The sequence below is a fragment of the Amycolatopsis jejuensis genome (assembly GCF_000717335.1).
Classification (GTDB): domain Bacteria; phylum Actinomycetota; class Actinomycetes; order Mycobacteriales; family Pseudonocardiaceae; genus Amycolatopsis; species Amycolatopsis jejuensis.
In genome coordinates this window covers 69,105-84,266 of record NZ_JNYZ01000013.1, presented here as the reverse complement: position 1 = coordinate 84,266, position 15,162 = coordinate 69,105, and the positions used below count along the sequence as shown (strand labels likewise).

General features: G+C 70.3%; 12 protein-coding genes. 3 read left to right on the top strand and 9 right to left on the bottom strand.

Going from position 1 to position 15,162, the window contains the following annotated elements; genetic code table 11:
* Positions 1-21 precede the first annotated feature (21 nt).
* Positions 22-687, bottom strand: coding sequence for a DUF1707 SHOCT-like domain-containing protein (locus OO71_RS20375; RefSeq protein ID WP_033291419.1), 666 nt, complete (start codon positions 685-687; stop codon positions 22-24).
* Between the two features lie 72 nt (positions 688-759).
* Between OO71_RS20375 and OO71_RS20370 the strand changes: the two genes are divergently transcribed.
* On the top strand, positions 760-1,815 hold the full coding sequence (locus OO71_RS20370; RefSeq protein ID WP_033291418.1) for a hypothetical protein: 1,056 nt from the start codon (positions 760-762) through the stop codon (positions 1,813-1,815).
* Between the two features lie 6 nt (positions 1,816-1,821).
* On the opposite strand, the gene OO71_RS20365 is transcribed toward OO71_RS20370, so the two are convergent.
* The 4 genes from OO71_RS20365 to OO71_RS20350 form a co-directional block, all read right to left on the bottom strand.
* Positions 1,822-2,178, bottom strand: coding sequence for a beta/gamma crystallin domain-containing protein (locus OO71_RS20365; RefSeq protein WP_033291417.1), 357 nt, complete (start codon positions 2,176-2,178; stop codon positions 1,822-1,824).
* A 162-nt stretch (positions 2,179-2,340) separates the two neighbouring features.
* Positions 2,341-2,997, bottom strand: coding sequence for a response regulator (locus OO71_RS20360; protein WP_033291510.1), 657 nt, complete (start codon positions 2,995-2,997; stop codon positions 2,341-2,343).
* Positions 2,994-4,127, bottom strand: a complete 1,134-nt coding sequence (gene macS / locus OO71_RS20355) for a MacS family sensor histidine kinase (protein ID WP_033291416.1) — start codon at positions 4,125-4,127, stop codon at positions 2,994-2,996. Before macS ends, OO71_RS20360 begins: the two co-directional genes overlap by 4 nt.
* Positions 4,124-5,317, bottom strand: coding sequence for an AI-2E family transporter (locus OO71_RS20350; protein WP_033291509.1), 1,194 nt, complete (start codon positions 5,315-5,317; stop codon positions 4,124-4,126). The genes macS and OO71_RS20350 overlap by 4 nt, the downstream gene beginning before the upstream one ends.
* A gap of 309 nt (positions 5,318-5,626) precedes the next feature.
* Here OO71_RS20350 and OO71_RS20345 point away from each other — a divergent pair, with 309 nt between their 5' ends.
* Both OO71_RS20345 and OO71_RS20340 read left to right on the top strand, forming a co-directional pair.
* A complete protein-coding gene (locus tag OO71_RS20345; RefSeq protein WP_033291415.1) occupies positions 5,627-6,658 on the top strand; it encodes a hypothetical protein in 1,032 nt (343 codons plus the stop codon).
* A gap of 157 nt (positions 6,659-6,815) precedes the next feature.
* A complete protein-coding gene (locus OO71_RS20340; RefSeq protein ID WP_084145083.1) occupies positions 6,816-9,947 on the top strand; it encodes a beta strand repeat-containing protein in 3,132 nt (1,043 codons plus the stop codon).
* Positions 9,948-10,028: 81 nt separating this feature from the next.
* On the opposite strand, the gene OO71_RS20335 is transcribed toward OO71_RS20340, so the two are convergent.
* The 4 genes from OO71_RS20335 to OO71_RS50200 all read right to left on the bottom strand — a co-directional run bounded on the left by OO71_RS20335 (position 10,029) and on the right by OO71_RS50200 (position 15,129).
* Positions 10,029-10,808, bottom strand: coding sequence for a dioxygenase family protein (locus OO71_RS20335; RefSeq protein WP_033291414.1), 780 nt, complete (start codon positions 10,806-10,808; stop codon positions 10,029-10,031).
* A 136-nt stretch (positions 10,809-10,944) separates the two neighbouring features.
* Positions 10,945-12,348, bottom strand: a complete 1,404-nt coding sequence (gene dnaB / locus OO71_RS20330) for a replicative DNA helicase (RefSeq protein ID WP_033291507.1) — start codon at positions 12,346-12,348, stop codon at positions 10,945-10,947.
* A 622-nt stretch (positions 12,349-12,970) separates the two neighbouring features.
* On the bottom strand, positions 12,971-13,783 hold the full coding sequence (locus tag OO71_RS20325) for an ESX secretion-associated protein EspG (protein WP_033291413.1): 813 nt from the start codon (positions 13,781-13,783) through the stop codon (positions 12,971-12,973).
* A complete protein-coding gene (locus tag OO71_RS50200) occupies positions 13,780-15,129 on the bottom strand; it encodes a hypothetical protein (RefSeq protein WP_033291412.1) in 1,350 nt (449 codons plus the stop codon). The genes OO71_RS20325 and OO71_RS50200 overlap by 4 nt, the downstream gene beginning before the upstream one ends.
* Positions 15,130-15,162 lie beyond the last annotated feature (33 nt).

Sequence of the window (15,162 nt, the reverse complement as noted above, 5' to 3'; positions counted from 1 at the left end):
AGGTCCGGCGCCGGGCGCTGGTCAGCCGAAGATGCCCCGCCGAGGGTGACGGATGACCAGCGAGCCTCCGTGGATGCGGCCGGTGAGCACGTACCGCGGGCTGCCCGCGTGGCCGTTGCTGCCGGTTTTGTCGTCGAGGGACCCGAACTTGATCTCGGTGATGGCGTTGTAGTCCACCGCCGCGTGCTGCGGGATCACCAGCTCGACCGATCCCCACTTCGAGTCGAGCTCGATCTCCACCACCGGCGTGGCGACGCGGGCCTCGGTGAAGTCGAGTTTCGTGCTGCCGTACTTGTTGCGCACCACCATCGCCGCCGGCACCTGCCACGGGCCACGGCGCTGCAGTGACGAGTACTTGGCGTTGAGCTCGAGCCGCTGCCCCGGCGCGTAAGAAGACGGGTACGACGGGCTGGGTTCGCTCGGCGGGACGTACGACGGCGCGGCGGCCGGGTGCACCAGGCCGGGCAGGTCGGCGAGGACCGTGTTGAGGTCGCCGCGGGTCTTGGCGGCGAGCGCCTGGTCGGTGCGCTCGGTGAACTCGTCCAGCGTGAGCATCCCCTGGCCGATGGCCTTCTGCAGCACGCCGACGACGTGCTCGCGTTCGTCGTCGGACACCCGGATGTCGCGCTCGGTCAACGGCTTGGTCTCGGTCGCGGTCTCCGCGGCGGTCGTCTCTTCCTCGGCCATGCCGTCGATGGTAGAACTCGATTTCCGCAGGCAGATCGGGGAAAAACCCTGAACGGTCCCGTATTCCGCGCGATGGCCGCGCTGGTCGTGGCCTGCTGCCTGCTGAGCGCGTGTACGGGCGAGCCGCCCGCCCCGCCGCCTGCCCCCTCCTCGCCGCCACTGCCGGAGCCGACCACCCCTCCCCCGACCGGCCTCTACGGCGGGGTCGCGACCGGCGGGATCGGGGTGGAACTGCTGCTGGCGACGTCCCCGCCGACCATTTTCGACGCCGACTCCGGCACCCGCGCCACGCTCCCCGGCGTACCGGGTGGCGACCGGCTGGTTTCGGTGCTGCGCGTCGGCCGGACCCCGGTGGTGCTCACCGGGCCGAAGTGCCAGCGGATCACGTGCGATCCGGCTGACGTGTATGTCTACCTGGGCATTTCCGCTCCCCGCTCGCTCGGCAAGGCGGTGAGCGCGGCGCCGGGCGCGGACGGCACCAGCGTGTGGCTGATCCGCCAGGACAGCCCGGACAACTGCCGGCTCGAACACGTCGCGCTCACCGGCACCTCGTTCGGCCAGGGCACCGTGGCGGCGTGCAGCACGATGGTCCGCCAGGAGACCTCGTACGGCCTGCTCATCACGGTCGGCACCGGCACCGCGGACACCGTCGACGTGCTGATCGACCCGGCCACCGGACGCACCGTGCAGCAGGCGCCACGCATCCTCTCCGCGGCTGGTGACCGGCTCGTCCTCGCCGGGCTGGCCGATCTGACCGTGCTGGACCTGCGCGACGGCACCCGCAAACAGGTGCCGCTGCCGGTAGCCCAGACCACCCCGCTGATCGTGCCGAGCCGCGACGCGACGGTCGCCGCGGTCGACTTCGGCACCCCGTCGTGGCACGGCACCGGCACCCAGACCCGCGACCTGTGGCTGCTGAACCTCGGCGACCGCACCTGGCAGCAAGCCCCGTCGATGCCGTTCACGACGGAAAACCTGAAACAGTCCGGCCTCGACTGGACCGAAGCAGGTGACCTGGTGCTGGACGACGGCGTGGTCGCGGCCTGGCACCCGGGAGAACCCGCGTGGCGACTGGGCAAGGCGAAACTCACCGGCGCACTGCAGGCTCCCGGCGTGGTGACTTCCTAGGGACTCCTAGACGCCGATCCCGATTTCACTGATGCACCGGGCTTTCGAGAACATATTCGCGGTGTGCGCCGCGAATCGGAGCACGGTCCCATTGCAGTCACGGAAGGCGGTGTTGTTGTTGCCGGTGTAAAGCCGGTCCATCCAGCTGGTGGCACTCGCGTGCCCGGTGAACCTGTTCCAGCCGCCATTCGCAAAGCACGCCTCGTCGTACGAGGTCTGCCCGAAGGACTTGAAATGATAGACGACGCGGACGAAGTCCTTGTTGTTGCACGGCACCGGGTTCGCCGAGGCCACCGAGGCGGGCAGGAGCATCGATCCGAGCGTGACCGCAGCGGTCACCAATCCGGAAACTTTTCTGTTCATTGCGTATCCATTCTTCGATCCGGCGATTCACGGAAATGTTTCTGCCGGTCTATTTCCGGCGCTGCCGAAAATAGGAGAATTACTGCGCAATGAAATCCCGCGTGAACGCGATCTTGCCCGCGAAACCTTCGAATGGTGCCCTTCGCCGCGCGGTCCGAGACCTCAGTCCTCGTCCAGTCCGTGTTCGATCGCGTACCTGGCCAGCTCGACCCGGTTGTGCAGCTGGAGCTTCCGCAGCGTGGACTGCACGTGGTTCTCCACCGTGCGATGCGAGAGCACCAGCCGCTCCGCGATCTGCCGCGCCGTGAGGCCTTTCGCGACCAAGCGGAGTACGTCCGTCTCCCGGTCGGTGAGGCGCGGCGGCTCCGGCGTTCCCGACGGCGTGTCGGCCATCCGGCGGTACTCGCCGAGCACCAGGCCCGCCAGACCGGCCGTGAACACCGGGTCCCCCTCGGCCGTGCGGCGTACCGCGTCCACCAGTTCCGCCGCCGAGGCCGATTTCACCAGGTAGCCCGACGCTCCCGCCTTCACCGCTTCCAGCACGTCGTTGTGTTCGCCGCTCGCCGAGAGCACGAGCACGCGCGTGTCCGGGACCGCCGCGGTGATCTCGCGGGTCGCGTCGACCCCGGACGTGCCGCCGAGGTTCAGGTCCATCAGCACCACGTCCGGCCGCACTGCCCGCGCGATCCGGATGGCCGCGGGCGCATCCGGTGCCGTCGCGGCGACCTCGAACCCGTTTTCGGTGAGGTCGCGCGCCACCCCATCCCGCCAGATCGGGTGGTCGTCGACCACCATCACCGAGATCGCCCGTTCCGTCATCGCCCGTCCCTTGTCGTGGCCGGCACCCGGACCTCCCACTCCGTTCCGCGGCCGGGTGCGCTGTCCAGCACCGCGGTGCCGCCGAGGTCGGCCGCCCGGCCGCGAATCGACTTCACCACCCCCAGCCGGCCCTCGGCCGCCGCTCGTTCCAGCCGTCCGCCTTCGATCCCCGGCCCGTCGTCCCGGATGCTCACCACCACCTCACCGCCGAGATCCTCCAGCAGCACCCAGGCGTGGGCGCCGGGACCGGCGTGTTTCTCCACATTGGACAGTGCCTCGCGGGTGATGGCGACCAGCTCCTCGGTGACGTGCGCGGACAGGGCGACCGTGCCGGCCGGCGTCGACACCTGCACCGACGTGGTGGCCAGCAGCTGCAACGCCGAGCGGAGGTCAGCCGTGTCCCCGGGCCGCGTGGGTTCGCTGCTCACCAGCGCCCGCAACGCGATCTCCTGCTCCCCGGCCATCCGGGCCAGCTCCGCTGCTTCGCCGCCGACCTCGAGCCCGCGCCGCCGTACACGCGCAAGCACTTGCAGCACGCTGTCGTGGATCGAGCGCGCAAGCCGTTCCCGCTCCGCCGTCGCTGCTTCGGTGCGCAGTGCGCGCGCGAGCGCTTCGGCCGAGCTTCGCGCGAGCGTGGCCGCCATGCCGACCAGGAGGCCACTCGCGCACAACAGCACCCCGTCGCGGACCACGTCCAGGTCGACGGTCTCGCGCGCCACCGCAGTACCCACAGCTACCACCAGACCAGCTACCACGCCGCCGCGCGCGCCGAAACGCGTCGCCGCCGCAAGCGGTCCGACGGCTGCCCACACCGTGGTGATCAACGGCGCCGCGGCCGCGTACTGCGCGTCCGTGAGAATCCACGGCGACGTGAGCATGAGCGCCGTGGTGAGGACGACGTCGAGAATCACCAGCCAGCGGTGCCTGCCGTTCTCGCGCGCGTACGCGAGGCTCGACCCGAGCGTCCACGCGCCCATCACGCCGACGATCAGCCACGCCAGCCATGGCCGCTGGAAATCCGAGCGATGGGCGATCACCACGGCAAGCGCGAACAACCAGGTGACGACGCGCAGCACCACGACACCGCGCCACAGCGGCGTCGCCGGATCACGGGTGGTCGGAGCACTCACTTCTTCTCGTCGCCACCGTCTTCACCGGGATCTTCACCGGGATCGTCGTTGGGTTTGGCTGCTTGACTGTGCAGCACGTCGACCGCGGCCGGGTCGGGATCGTGTTCGTGCAGCAGGGAACGGATGCCGGAGTTGAGCACCGCCAGCAGCGGCACGGCCAGCAACGCACCCGCGATTCCCGCGGCGACCAGTCCGGTGGCGATGGCGAGTACCACCGCGAGCGGGTGCAGCCGCACCGCGCGGCCGAGCAGAAGCGGCTGCAGCACATGGCTTTCCAGCTGCATCACGCCGATCACGATCGCGAGCACGATCACCGCGCCGATGAGGCCCTTGGTGACCAGCGCGATGAGCACCGCGATGCCACCCGCGATCACCGCACCGATGATCGGGATGAACGCGCCGAGGAACACCAGCGTCGCCAGCGGGATCACCAGTGGCACGCCGACGATCCACAGCCCGATGCCGATGCCGACCGCGTCGACCACCGCCACCGCCGCCGTCGCGCGGATGTAGCTGACCAGCGACGCGAACCCGCGCCGCCCGGCCACGTCCACCCGCGAGCGGATGGTCTGCGGCGCGCCGCGCACCAGGAACGACCAGATGCCGTCGCCGCCGGCGAGGAAGAAGATCGTGACGAACAGCGTGAGCACGAACCCGGTGAGGATCTCGCCGACCGTGCTCGCCGTGGTGAGCGCGGTAGTGGTGATGTTGCTCTGCAGGAAGCCGATCGCCTGGTTGATGAAGTCCTGGATCTGTTCCTGGCGCAGGTGCAGCGGGCCGTTGTTCAGCCAGTCCTTGATCTGGTTCAGGCTGTTGCTGAGCTGTACCTGCAGTTGCGGCAGGCCGCTGGAGAACTGGGTGATCACGAAGGTGAGCAGCCCGCCGAGCACGGCGAGCCCGGCCACCAGCACGATCGCCGTGGCCAGCCCGCGGGGGAAACGGGCGCGCACCAGCCGCGACACCGCAGGTGCCATCAGCGCCGCCAGCAGCAGCGCGATCGAGACCGGCACCACCACCGCGGCGAGGTACCCCATCAGGAACACCACCGCGTACAGCGCGGCGATCACCACGATGAATCGCCACGACAACGCAGCGGACACCCGCAGCCCGCGCGGGATCAGCCCGCTGATGTCGGGTGCCGGTTCGGATGAGGACGGTTGTTCGCGCCGTCCGCGCCGTGGCTCGCTCACGAGGATCACCGTATCGGTACGGTCCGACAAAACCGGGCGGATCGCCCGGAGGTTCGCTCGAATCGCGGCTTGACAGCCCGGCGTGAACCGACTCCGGAGTAACCGCCCGTCTCCTCCGGGGATGACGCATCGTGAGACCCGGCCACACTCTGTGTTGTTCACACGATGGTGGCATCAAGCCGTGTCGAGGATGCGCGGCGGACCGGAAATTTGGTTGTCTCGGTTTTGCACACCGCGGGGAACTGCGCCACGTTCGCGCCGAAACCCGCCGAATAACCGAATTCGCTTTTTATCCGAGGAGAATCACCAGTGTCGAACGATGCCGCACTCGAGAGGCGGGGCGCCACGCGCTTCGGCCGTCTCGCGTCGCGTGCGCTGTTCGTCGTCGGTGGGGCGCTCGCGGCAACTGCCGCCGCGTGGGCCGTCTCCTCGGCCACGGCTTCGGCCGACACCGGTACCAGCACCGGCAGCGTCACGCCGGTCACCGACGCCACCGTCGCCGGCCTCGGCGATGTCACCGACGGTGTGTCCCGGTTCGCGGGCGACGTCGCCGGTGCGGCGAAGAGCCTCACCTCGTGCGGGCAGAACGCCACCACGTGGTCGGAGCCGGGCGCCGAGCGTCCGGGCTGCTCGCTGGACCGCTTCGGCAACCCGCACCGCGACGACCTGGCGCAGAGCCAGGAGGTCGCCGGGCAGGTCAGCGGCGCGGTGAGCGACCTCGGCGAAGGTGCCGTGCTCCGCCCGGTGGAGCGCACGCTCGGCTCGCTCGAGCACATCGCGCGCAAGCCGGAGGACGCCCGTCAGGTGATCGCCGACGCGACCACGCCGCCGCCTGCCGCGCAGGACTTCGGCCGCCAGCTCTGGGACCTGCTCGACCCGGCCGCCCCCGGCCGCCTGGTCGACCTGCCCTCGCTGCCCGCCGCTCCGGCCGCCGGTGAGGGGTCCGCCCCTGGCATCCCCGAGCAGCCTGCCGAAGCCGGTCAGGATCTCGGCGATGCGGCGATGTCCACCTCCGACGCACTGCAGTCGGTCTTTCCCGCGGTCGACGCCTCGCGCGCCGACCTCCCGTCCGGCAGCGACCTGCCGTCGCAGCACCACGGCGACCGCAACCTGCCCGGCGTCCCGTTCTCCCCGGCGCAGCTTCCCCTTGCGCCGCCTTCCGTCCCCACTCCGCCGACCGGGGGCACCACCGCTCCCGGCGGCCACCTCGACGGTCTCAACATGGGTGTCCCCGCGTGGGTCATCGCCGCCGTCGACAACGCCGTCGCGGGTTCGACCCGCGCCGGCCTGCAGCACACGCTGCGCACCCCGGGCGAGCAGCCCGGCGTCACTCCTGACTGATCCACTGCACCCGCGGGGTCGCTGACTGCCTCGAGCACTTTTCCGTGCTCCCGCAGTCACCGGCACAACCCGCGGGTTTTTTCGTGCGACGCGCATTTTCCGCTCGCAATTCCCCGGTGCATTCAGGCACCGCCACGAACCCGCAAGGGAACCCGAAATGAAGGAGAAAAACCCCATGCAGACCTGGGCAAAGCGCGGACTCCAGACCGCGTTGGTCACGGGTGGGTTGCTGATGCTGGGTACCGGCATCGCCTCGGCCGACGAGAACGTCAACCCGGACACCCCGGCCTCCCCGCTCGACCTCAACGTCACCGTTCCGGTGGACGTCGCCAACAACGCCGTGGGCACCCCGCTCGGGCAGGTCGACATCCCGGCCCACCACAGCGAGGTCAGCACCAAGCCCGTCACCTCGGCCGTCAAGGACGCGCTCGCCTCGGCGAAGACGCCCGGCGGAGCCAGCCTGACCGACAGCCTCCCCAAGACCGAGGCGCCGCGGCAGCTCACGCCGACCCACGACGCCTTCAAGGGCAACAAGGTCGTCGGTGACGTGGTCGTGCCGATCCAGATCGTGGACAACGCGGTGGGTGTCCTCGGGGACGCACACGTCAACGGCACCTCGCACGACCAGACGTACAGCCACAACCAGGACATCGCGACGGACGGCAAGAACTCCGGCCTCGCCGGCAACGTCGTCGCGCTCGACTGGGCGCTGCCGGTGCAGATCGCCGGCAACGGCGTCGGCCTGGCCGGCGGCAGCGGCGCGGTGCACGGCGGCTCGGCGCACCAGAGCGCCACCGAGACCGGCAACATCGACACCTCCGGCAAGGGCTCCGGCCTGTCCGGCAACGTCGTCGCGGGCCAGTTCGCCACCCCGGTCCAGGTGACCGGCAACGCGGCGTCCTGGATCCTCGGCAACGGCTACAGCGAGTACTCCGCCGACAGCTCCGCCACCTCCGGCGGGTCGATCCTGACCAACGGCAAGGGCGCCGCGGGCAGCGGCAACGTGGTGGGCGCGCCCATCGCCCTCCCGGTCAAGTTCAACGGCAACGCCGGTGGCGTGTGGGGCTCGGACGCGGATGCGGACTCGAGCTCCTCGACCGACGCCAAGGCGGGGGACACCCGTCCGGGCAGCCTCAAGGGCACCCCGACCTACGTCGAGACCGACGGTGACGGCTCGTTCCTGAGCGGCAACGCCGGGGCCGCGCAGCTGAGCCCGATCGCGAACGTCGCGTCGGTGGCCGGCTCGTGGATCGGCAACGCCACCACCGGCAAGGCACTCGACGGTGGGTCGTCCTCCAGCCACTCGACCAACGCGGACTCGGGCGGCTTCGTCAAGACCAGCGGCCAGAAGGCCGCCGGTGCGGGCAACGTGGTCGACCCGGCCGTGGCCCTCCCGGTCGAGGCGTGCGGCGTCGGCGGCACGTACATCGGCAACGCGCACGCCAAGTGCGTCAACGACACCACCGCGAACGCCGGCAACGGCAGCTACACCCGCGGCAACGAGTCGATGCTCGGCGGCAACATCGTCAACAGCCAGGTCGCGGGTGCGCCCGAGGTCCACGGCATCGGCGGCAGCCACATCGGCAACGCGTCGGGCACCTCGGAGGAGACGAAGACCGTCACCGCCGGTGGCTACGACGGCAGCCAGGGCAACGACTCGTCCGGCTCGGGCAACATCGTCCAGGTCCCGGTGGGCGTGCCCGCCGAGGTCTTCGGCGTGGGCGGCTCGTTCATCGGGCAGGGCTCGGGCAAGGCGACCGAGACCAAGGTCGTGCACGGCGGCGGCGGTGGCAGCACCGACGACGACAACGGCTTCCTGAGCTCGAACCTCGGCACCGTCCCGGTGTCGACCCCGGTGCAGCTCTTCGGCATCGGCGGCGCGTTCGTCGGACAGGGCCACGGCAAGGCCACCAACGACACCACCTCGACCGCGGGCGGCGACGTCCACGCGACCGGACCCAAGGGCGCCGGCGCGGGCAACATCGTCGAGGCTCCGGTCTCGCTGCCGGTCCAGGGCCACGGCGTCGGCGGCGCGGTTGCCGGCATCGGCACCGGGTGGGCGGACAACCTCACCGACTCGAAGGCGGGCGGCGACGCCGTCACCAACGGGAAGGACGGCGGCCTCGCCGGCAACATCGTGAAGGCGCCGGTCGCCGGTGCGGCCACGATCTTCGGTGACGGGCTCGCCGGTGGCGCGCTTGGTCACGGCGGTGGCACCAACGACATCACCTCCACCTCCGGTGGCGACGCCACGACCAACGGCGACTTCGGTGCGATCGCGGGCAACATCATCGGCGTGGACGCTCTGCCGGTGGCGCAGGTCTTCGGCGACGCGGTGTCGGTGGCGGGCGTGTCCTCGGGCCACGGCGACAACACCACGGTCGTGACCAACGCCGGTGACGACACCACCTCGGGTCTCGAGGGCGCGATCTCCGGCAACATCCTCGACATCCCGGCCACCGCGGTGGCGCAGGTCTTCGGCGACGCGGTCGCCGTGGGCGGCGTCGCGCACGCGGTCGGGCACAACGAGCTGACCGCGACCAACGGTGGTGAGCCCACCACCGACGGTCCGGGCGACGCGCTGTCCGGCTACAACTTCTACCACCCGCTCGGCGCCGTGGTGCAGATCTTCGGCATCCCGCTGGAGCTGGTCGGGCGGGCGACCGCCGAGGCCACCAACTCCACCGAGATCGTGGACGAGCCGGGCATCAACGTGCCGATCGGTGGCGAGATGGCGGCCGACCAGCTGCCCGCGCTGCCGACCTTCTCGGCGCTGCCCGCGATGCCGGCCCTCCCGGCCGACGCCGCTGCTCTCCCGGCGCTGCCGGGTGGCGGCCTGCCCACCGCCGCGACGCTGCCCGCCCCGGCGCTGCCGGGTGCTGAGCGTGCCGACGTGCCGCAGGTCAGCGGCCTGAACGCGCTCGGCCAGCTGAACCAGCTGCAGGGTGGCACGGTGCTGCCGTCGGTGTCCGGGCTCAAGGACGGCGTCCGTCTGCCGTCGGCCCCGTCGCTGCCGTCGCTGCCGGGTGTTCCGGCTCTGCCGGGTGCGGGTGCCGAGCGTGCCGACGTTCCGGCTCTGCCTGCCCAGCTGCCGGTGAAGACCTCGCTGCCGACGCTGCAGCAGCTGCCGGCCGTCACCGCGCTGCCCGCGGTGCCGGGTGCGCCGACCACGCTGCCCACCGACCTGCCCACCGCGGCCCCGGCCGTCCCGGCGGTCGGCGACGCGACGGCGCCGCTGGGTGCGTTCCAGAAGCTGGCCGCGAAGGTGACCAGCTTCTTCCAGAAGTGAGCCGTTTCGCCTGAAGCGTGCCGGGGGTGACCCCGAACGGGCCCGGAAGCCAAGTGCTTCCGGGCCCGTTTCGTTGTGTGGTCAGGAGAATTCGAGCGATCGCTTCGCGAGGCCGTACCAGAATCCGTCGATCACCGTGCGGCCCTTGCCTTCCGCGGTGCTTGCGCCGAGGGAGACGAACAGCGGGGCGAAGTGCTCGATCCGCGGATGCGCGAGCGCGGCGGCGGGTGCCTTGTGCTGGAAGTCGAGCAGCGCGTCGAGGTCACCGGCCTGCAGAACCTCGTCGCCCCAGTGGTCGAATTCCGCTGACCACTGCGGCGGCGTGCCGTCGGTGCCGGTGACCTGCTGCATGGCGCTGAGGTTGTGGGTGAAGAAACCGCTGCCGATGATCAGCACGCCCTCGTCCCGTAGCGGAGCGAGCTTGCGGCCGAGGTCGTAGAGCTGCTGCGGGTCGAGCGAGGGCATGGAGATCTGCAGCACCGGGATGTCGGCGCCGGGATACATCTCGACCAGCGGGACGTACGCGCCGTGGTCGAGCCCGCGCTCCGGCGCGTCGTGCACCGGGGTGCCGGTGGAATGCAGCAGCTTGCGTACCTGCGCAGCCAGCTCGGGAGCGCCCGGAGCGGCGTATTTCACCTGGTAGTAGTGCTCGGGGAAACCCCAGAAGTCGTAGACCAGCGGCACCGTGGTGGTGGCACCGAGGGTGAGCGGCGCCTCCTCCCAGTGCGCCGAAACGACCAGGATCGCCCGCGGTTCCGCCAGGCCGGCGGACCACCGCGCGAGCTGCCTTGTCCACGTCGCATCATCCGCAAGGGGCGGCGCACCGTGGCTGAGGTACAGGACCGGCGTACGGGTCGCCATGGCTGCCTCCATGTGTTTGAAAGTTCAACTACCAGAGTACGCCTGGTTCGGGCGGCTGGCGAATCGCGCGTCGTTGTCCGGGCGCACGAAAGCGCGCCCCCTCGGTCGCGATGCCGGGGGGCGTGATCGTGGGCGTCTAGTCGTGGGCGAGGTCGGCGAACCGGCTGTAGTGCAGCTGGTGCGCGACCACGATCGTGCTCGTGGGGCCGGCTCGGTGCTTCGCCAGGATCAGGTCGGCCTCGCCTGCGCGCGGGTCGTCGCGTTCCCATGCGTCCGGGCGGTTGATCAAGATGACGATGTCCGCGTCCTGCTCCAGTGATCCCGATTCACGCAGGTCCGAGAGCATCGGTTTCTTGTCGGTGCGCTGTTCCGGACCACGGTTCAGCTGGGAGATCGCGATCACCGGTACCTCGATCTCCTTCGCCAGCAGCTTCAGCTGCCGCGAGAACTCCGAGACCTCCTGCTGCCGCGATTCGACGCGCTTGCCGGACGTCATCAGCTGCAGGTAGTCGACGACCACGAGCTTGAGGTCGTGCCGCTGCTTGAGCCGGCGGGCCTTCGCGCGGATTTCCATCATCGTCATGTTCGGCGAGTCGTCGACGAAGAGCGGCGCCTCCGACACCTCGCTCATCCGGCGGGCGAGGCGCGTCCAGTCGTCGTCGGACATCTTGCCGCCGCGCATGTCGGCGAGGCGGATCTTCGCTTCGGCCGACAGCATGCGCATGACGATCTCGGTGCGGCTCATTTCCAGCGAGAAGATGACGCTGGTGAGCCCGTGCTTGATGGATGCGGAGCGGACGAAGTCCAGGCCGAGCGTCGACTTGCCGACACCGGGACGGGCCGCGACGATGATCATCTGCCCGGGGTGCAGGCCGTTGGTGAGCTCGTCGAAATCGGCGAAGCCGGTGGGGATGCCCTGCGACTGGCCGCCGCGCGAGGCGATCGCGTCGATCTCGTCCATGGTCGGCTGGAGCAGGTCCTCCAGCGCGACGTAGTCCTCGCTCGTACGCCGCTCGGTGACGTCGTAGATCGCCGCCTGTGCGCGGTCCACGACCTCGTCGATGTTCGCGCCGTCCGCCGCGGCCGCGCCGTATCCGTACTGCACGATGCGCGTGCCGGCCTCCACCAGGCGGCGCAGCACGGCCTTCTCGGACACGATCTCCGCGTAGTAGCCCGCGTTGGCCGCGGTGGGCACGGTGGCGATGAGCGTGTGCAGGTACGGCGCCCCGCCGACGCGGCCGAGCTCGCCGCGGCGTTCCAGCTCGGCGGACACGGTGATCGGGTCGGCCGGTTCGCCGCGGCCGTAGAGATCGAGGATGCAGTCGTACACCGCCTGGTGCGCGGGCCGGTAGAAGTCGCCGGGTCCGAGCGCCTCGATGACGTCGGCGATGGCGTCCTTCGACAGCAGCATGCCGCCGAGCACCGACTGCTCCGCCGCGATGTCCTGCGGTGGCTGACGGTCGAACCCGCCCGGCCCGGGATCGCTGGGACCCGGATCGGACTCCGCGTACATCGGACCGCGGTCGTCGGTCACCGCCACCGCCCCGGACACCTCCCTCGTGCGAACACCTGTTCGAGTATGCCGGATTCGGCCCGGCTTTCCCAGTCGTCTGCCCGGTCCCTCCCGATGATGGACCGGCGTCCCCGCCGCCGATGAGCGCCACGCCGGGAGCCACCGTGAGTACTGGGCGAGAGGGCACGCTAGATCCCCCGGAAGGACGAGCGCAATTCCGGGTGTTGACCGTCCTGTGGACAACCTGTGGATGACTGGGGGCAACGAATCACAGGTGCCGGTCAGCCTGTGGACAAGGTGGGGACAGTGCTGATCGGCTTCAGGGAAATTGCAGGTCAAACCCTGTGTAGAGACTGTGGAGAACTTCGCGGAAACTCGTCCGGCGTGTCGCAGCCGACGTGTTCTTCGGCGTGTCGCGCGCGCCGGTGCACGGCTGCCTGTGGATGGTTGCTACGGACGGTAGAGCGCCGACCCGATGGGCTGAACGACGGAGAATCACGGCCGGACGGGTCGCCGGGGACTGCGTTCCGTGACCGGACCGGGGAAAGCGCAGGTTAACCGCGTGCAAACACGAAACCGGGTGGGATTCACCGGCCGGTCACCTCGCGGTGGCCCGGCGGGAACCCCACCCGGAGTAGTGCTTGAGCGCTCAGCCGAGCGCGCTTTGAGCGGTGCGCAGGCGTTCGGAGATCGTCTGCGGGGAGCCCGGGGTGAAGACGATCAGCGAGTCCTGGCCGGGGCGTTCCTCCATCAGCCAGCGGCCCTCGCTGGTGTCGATGAAGTTGACCGGCTTCGGGATCCGCCGCCGTCGCCCGCCGTTCGGCCGGGCCGCGACGTACAGCGCCCCCGCGCCGGTGCGCGGCAGCTTGAGGATCCGCTGGATCTCCTTGAGCGGCGAGAGCTGTTCGTTGCGCTGGCCGCTCTGCATGATCGACCGCTGCGACGCGTCCTCCGACCCCGCGGCCCGCCCGCTCTCGTACTCGCTCCGGCTGGTGACGAGCGGCTGCCCGCTCGCCGGCCGTCCCGCCGGGATGAGGTCGAGGAACGTCTGCAGCAGCAGGTCCGGCCGCTGGCGCGACACCGTGACGGTGTTCTCGCCGATGATCCGGAGCAGGCCGAAACCGCCGCCGTTGCCACTGCCGACGAGCACCGAGTAGTTGCCGGGGCTGCCGTCGTCGAAGGTCCCGTCGAACCAGCCGTAGTACTCGAGCTGCGGGTGCGAGATGGATTCGACCAGCGCGAGCAGGTCGCGGTCCATCCCGCGGGGTCCCATCAGGCCGGACTCGGTGAGCGCCTCGTTGACCTGCTGGTCCATCCGCCGTTCGGCGTCCGGGTCGAAGAACGTCGGGGTGTCGGCGATGGCCTGGTGGGGCTCCCCGCCCCGGCGCCGGATGAGGTTGTACAGCGTCGGGAGGGTGAACTTGGTCGGTCGATCAAGGGTGATCACGTCGGAAGGCCTCATTCACCGATCACGGGGGGCACGGTCAGCTGGTCGGAGCCGAAGAGCTCGTTGGCGTCCTCTTCCACCAGGTACTTGGTGGTGTGCTCCTGGTCGTCCTCGCCCTTGCCACCGCCACGGGCACCGCCCATGCCGCCCATTCCGGCTGCCCCGGCCTTGCCCGCGCCTGCGCCGCCCGCGCCACCGCGCATGCCGCCCATGCCACCGGCCCCGGCACCCGCGCCGCCTGCCGCCGCACCGGAACCCGCTCCGCCAGGACCGAATCCGGCCCCGCCGAACGCGCCCGGCCCGAAGCCCGCCGCGCCGGCACCGGAACCCGCGCCACCACCGGGACCGAACCCGCTGCCGCTGCCACCGGGTCCGAAGGCGCTCGGGTTGAACGCACTCGGGTCGACCGACGGCGGCACGTAGCTCGATGCCGACGTGGTGTCGTTCGGGTACTGCCCGACCGGGATCTGGGTGTTCGGGTCGGGAAGCCCGTGCCGGGGATCGTTCGGCAGGTTGGTGTGCGGCGGAGTGTTGGGCCCGTTGGGGTCGAACTTGGGGATGTCGGTCTTGGGCGGCGTGAAGCTGCCGCCGCCACCGGGACCGCCGCCTGGTCCGCCGCCGAAGTTGCCACCGGGACCGCCGCCGAACTTGCCGGGACCGCCGGGGTCGGAGATGTTGTTGCCCTGCCAGGCGGTGTACTGCGGCAGCTGGCTCGCGTTCTGCCCGCTGGCGTTGAAGTAGTTGGTGTAGGCCTGGACGTTCGCCTTGCCGGTCTCGTTGTACTGGTTGATCTCGTCGTCTTTGTCGCTGAGCGGGTTGACCCCGTCCCAGAACCCGGCGTGCGGCGGGTCCTTCGCGATCTCGGCGACCTTGGTCTTGACCGTGCTGAAGCAGTCGACCTGGGTGTTCAGGTACGTGTGGCTCTTGCCGAGGTTGCCGACCGAGTCGTGCAGCCAGATCCCGAGCGGATGCGCACCGGCCTGCGCCGCGGTGGCGCCACCCCCCTGCCAGGCGGCGTCCATCTTCTTGTTGAGACCGTCGATCTCGGTGATCCGCGAGTCGTGCACGCCCTTGAGCGAGTTGGCCGCGGTGACCCCGCCCTGCAGCGACGAGCTGTCGCCGACGTGGATCTTCTCCCAGATGGTCCGCGCATCGATCGAGCGCCCCCCGAGGTCCGCCTCGGCGAGCTTCGCGTCGGGCCCCCCACTGAACAACCCGACGAGCCCGCCGACGACCGCACCCACCCCGGCCCCGACCGCGGTCCCGATGACCGGCACGACCGACCCGACGGCCGCCCCGGTACCGGCACCGATGGCCGCGTACTTGAGTTCCTTGCCGACGGTGTTGGCGTCATTCCCCATGATGAGCCACTCCTTCCGAGCCGGGTACCGGCA

Excerpts from the sequence above, each read along its gene's own strand:
- OO71_RS20375 (WP_033291419.1), bottom strand. The coding sequence starts at position 687 with ATGGCCGAGGAAGAGACGACCGCCGCGGAGACCGCGACCGAGACCAAG.
- OO71_RS20370 (WP_033291418.1), top strand. The coding sequence starts at position 760 with ATGGCCGCGCTGGTCGTGGCCTGCTGCCTGCTGAGCGCGTGTACGGGC.
- OO71_RS20365 (WP_033291417.1), bottom strand. The coding sequence starts at position 2,178 with ATGAACAGAAAAGTTTCCGGATTGGTGACCGCTGCGGTCACGCTCGGA.
- OO71_RS20360 (WP_033291510.1), bottom strand. The coding sequence starts at position 2,997 with ATGACGGAACGGGCGATCTCGGTGATGGTGGTCGACGACCACCCGATC.
- OO71_RS20340 (WP_084145083.1), top strand. The coding sequence starts at position 6,816 with ATGAAGGAGAAAAACCCCATGCAGACCTGGGCAAAGCGCGGACTCCAG.
- OO71_RS20335 (WP_033291414.1), bottom strand. The coding sequence starts at position 10,808 with ATGGCGACCCGTACGCCGGTCCTGTACCTCAGCCACGGTGCGCCGCCC.
- OO71_RS20325 (WP_033291413.1), bottom strand. The coding sequence starts at position 13,783 with ATGAGGCCTTCCGACGTGATCACCCTTGATCGACCGACCAAGTTCACC.
- OO71_RS50200 (WP_033291412.1), bottom strand. The coding sequence starts at position 15,129 with ATGGGGAATGACGCCAACACCGTCGGCAAGGAACTCAAGTACGCGGCC.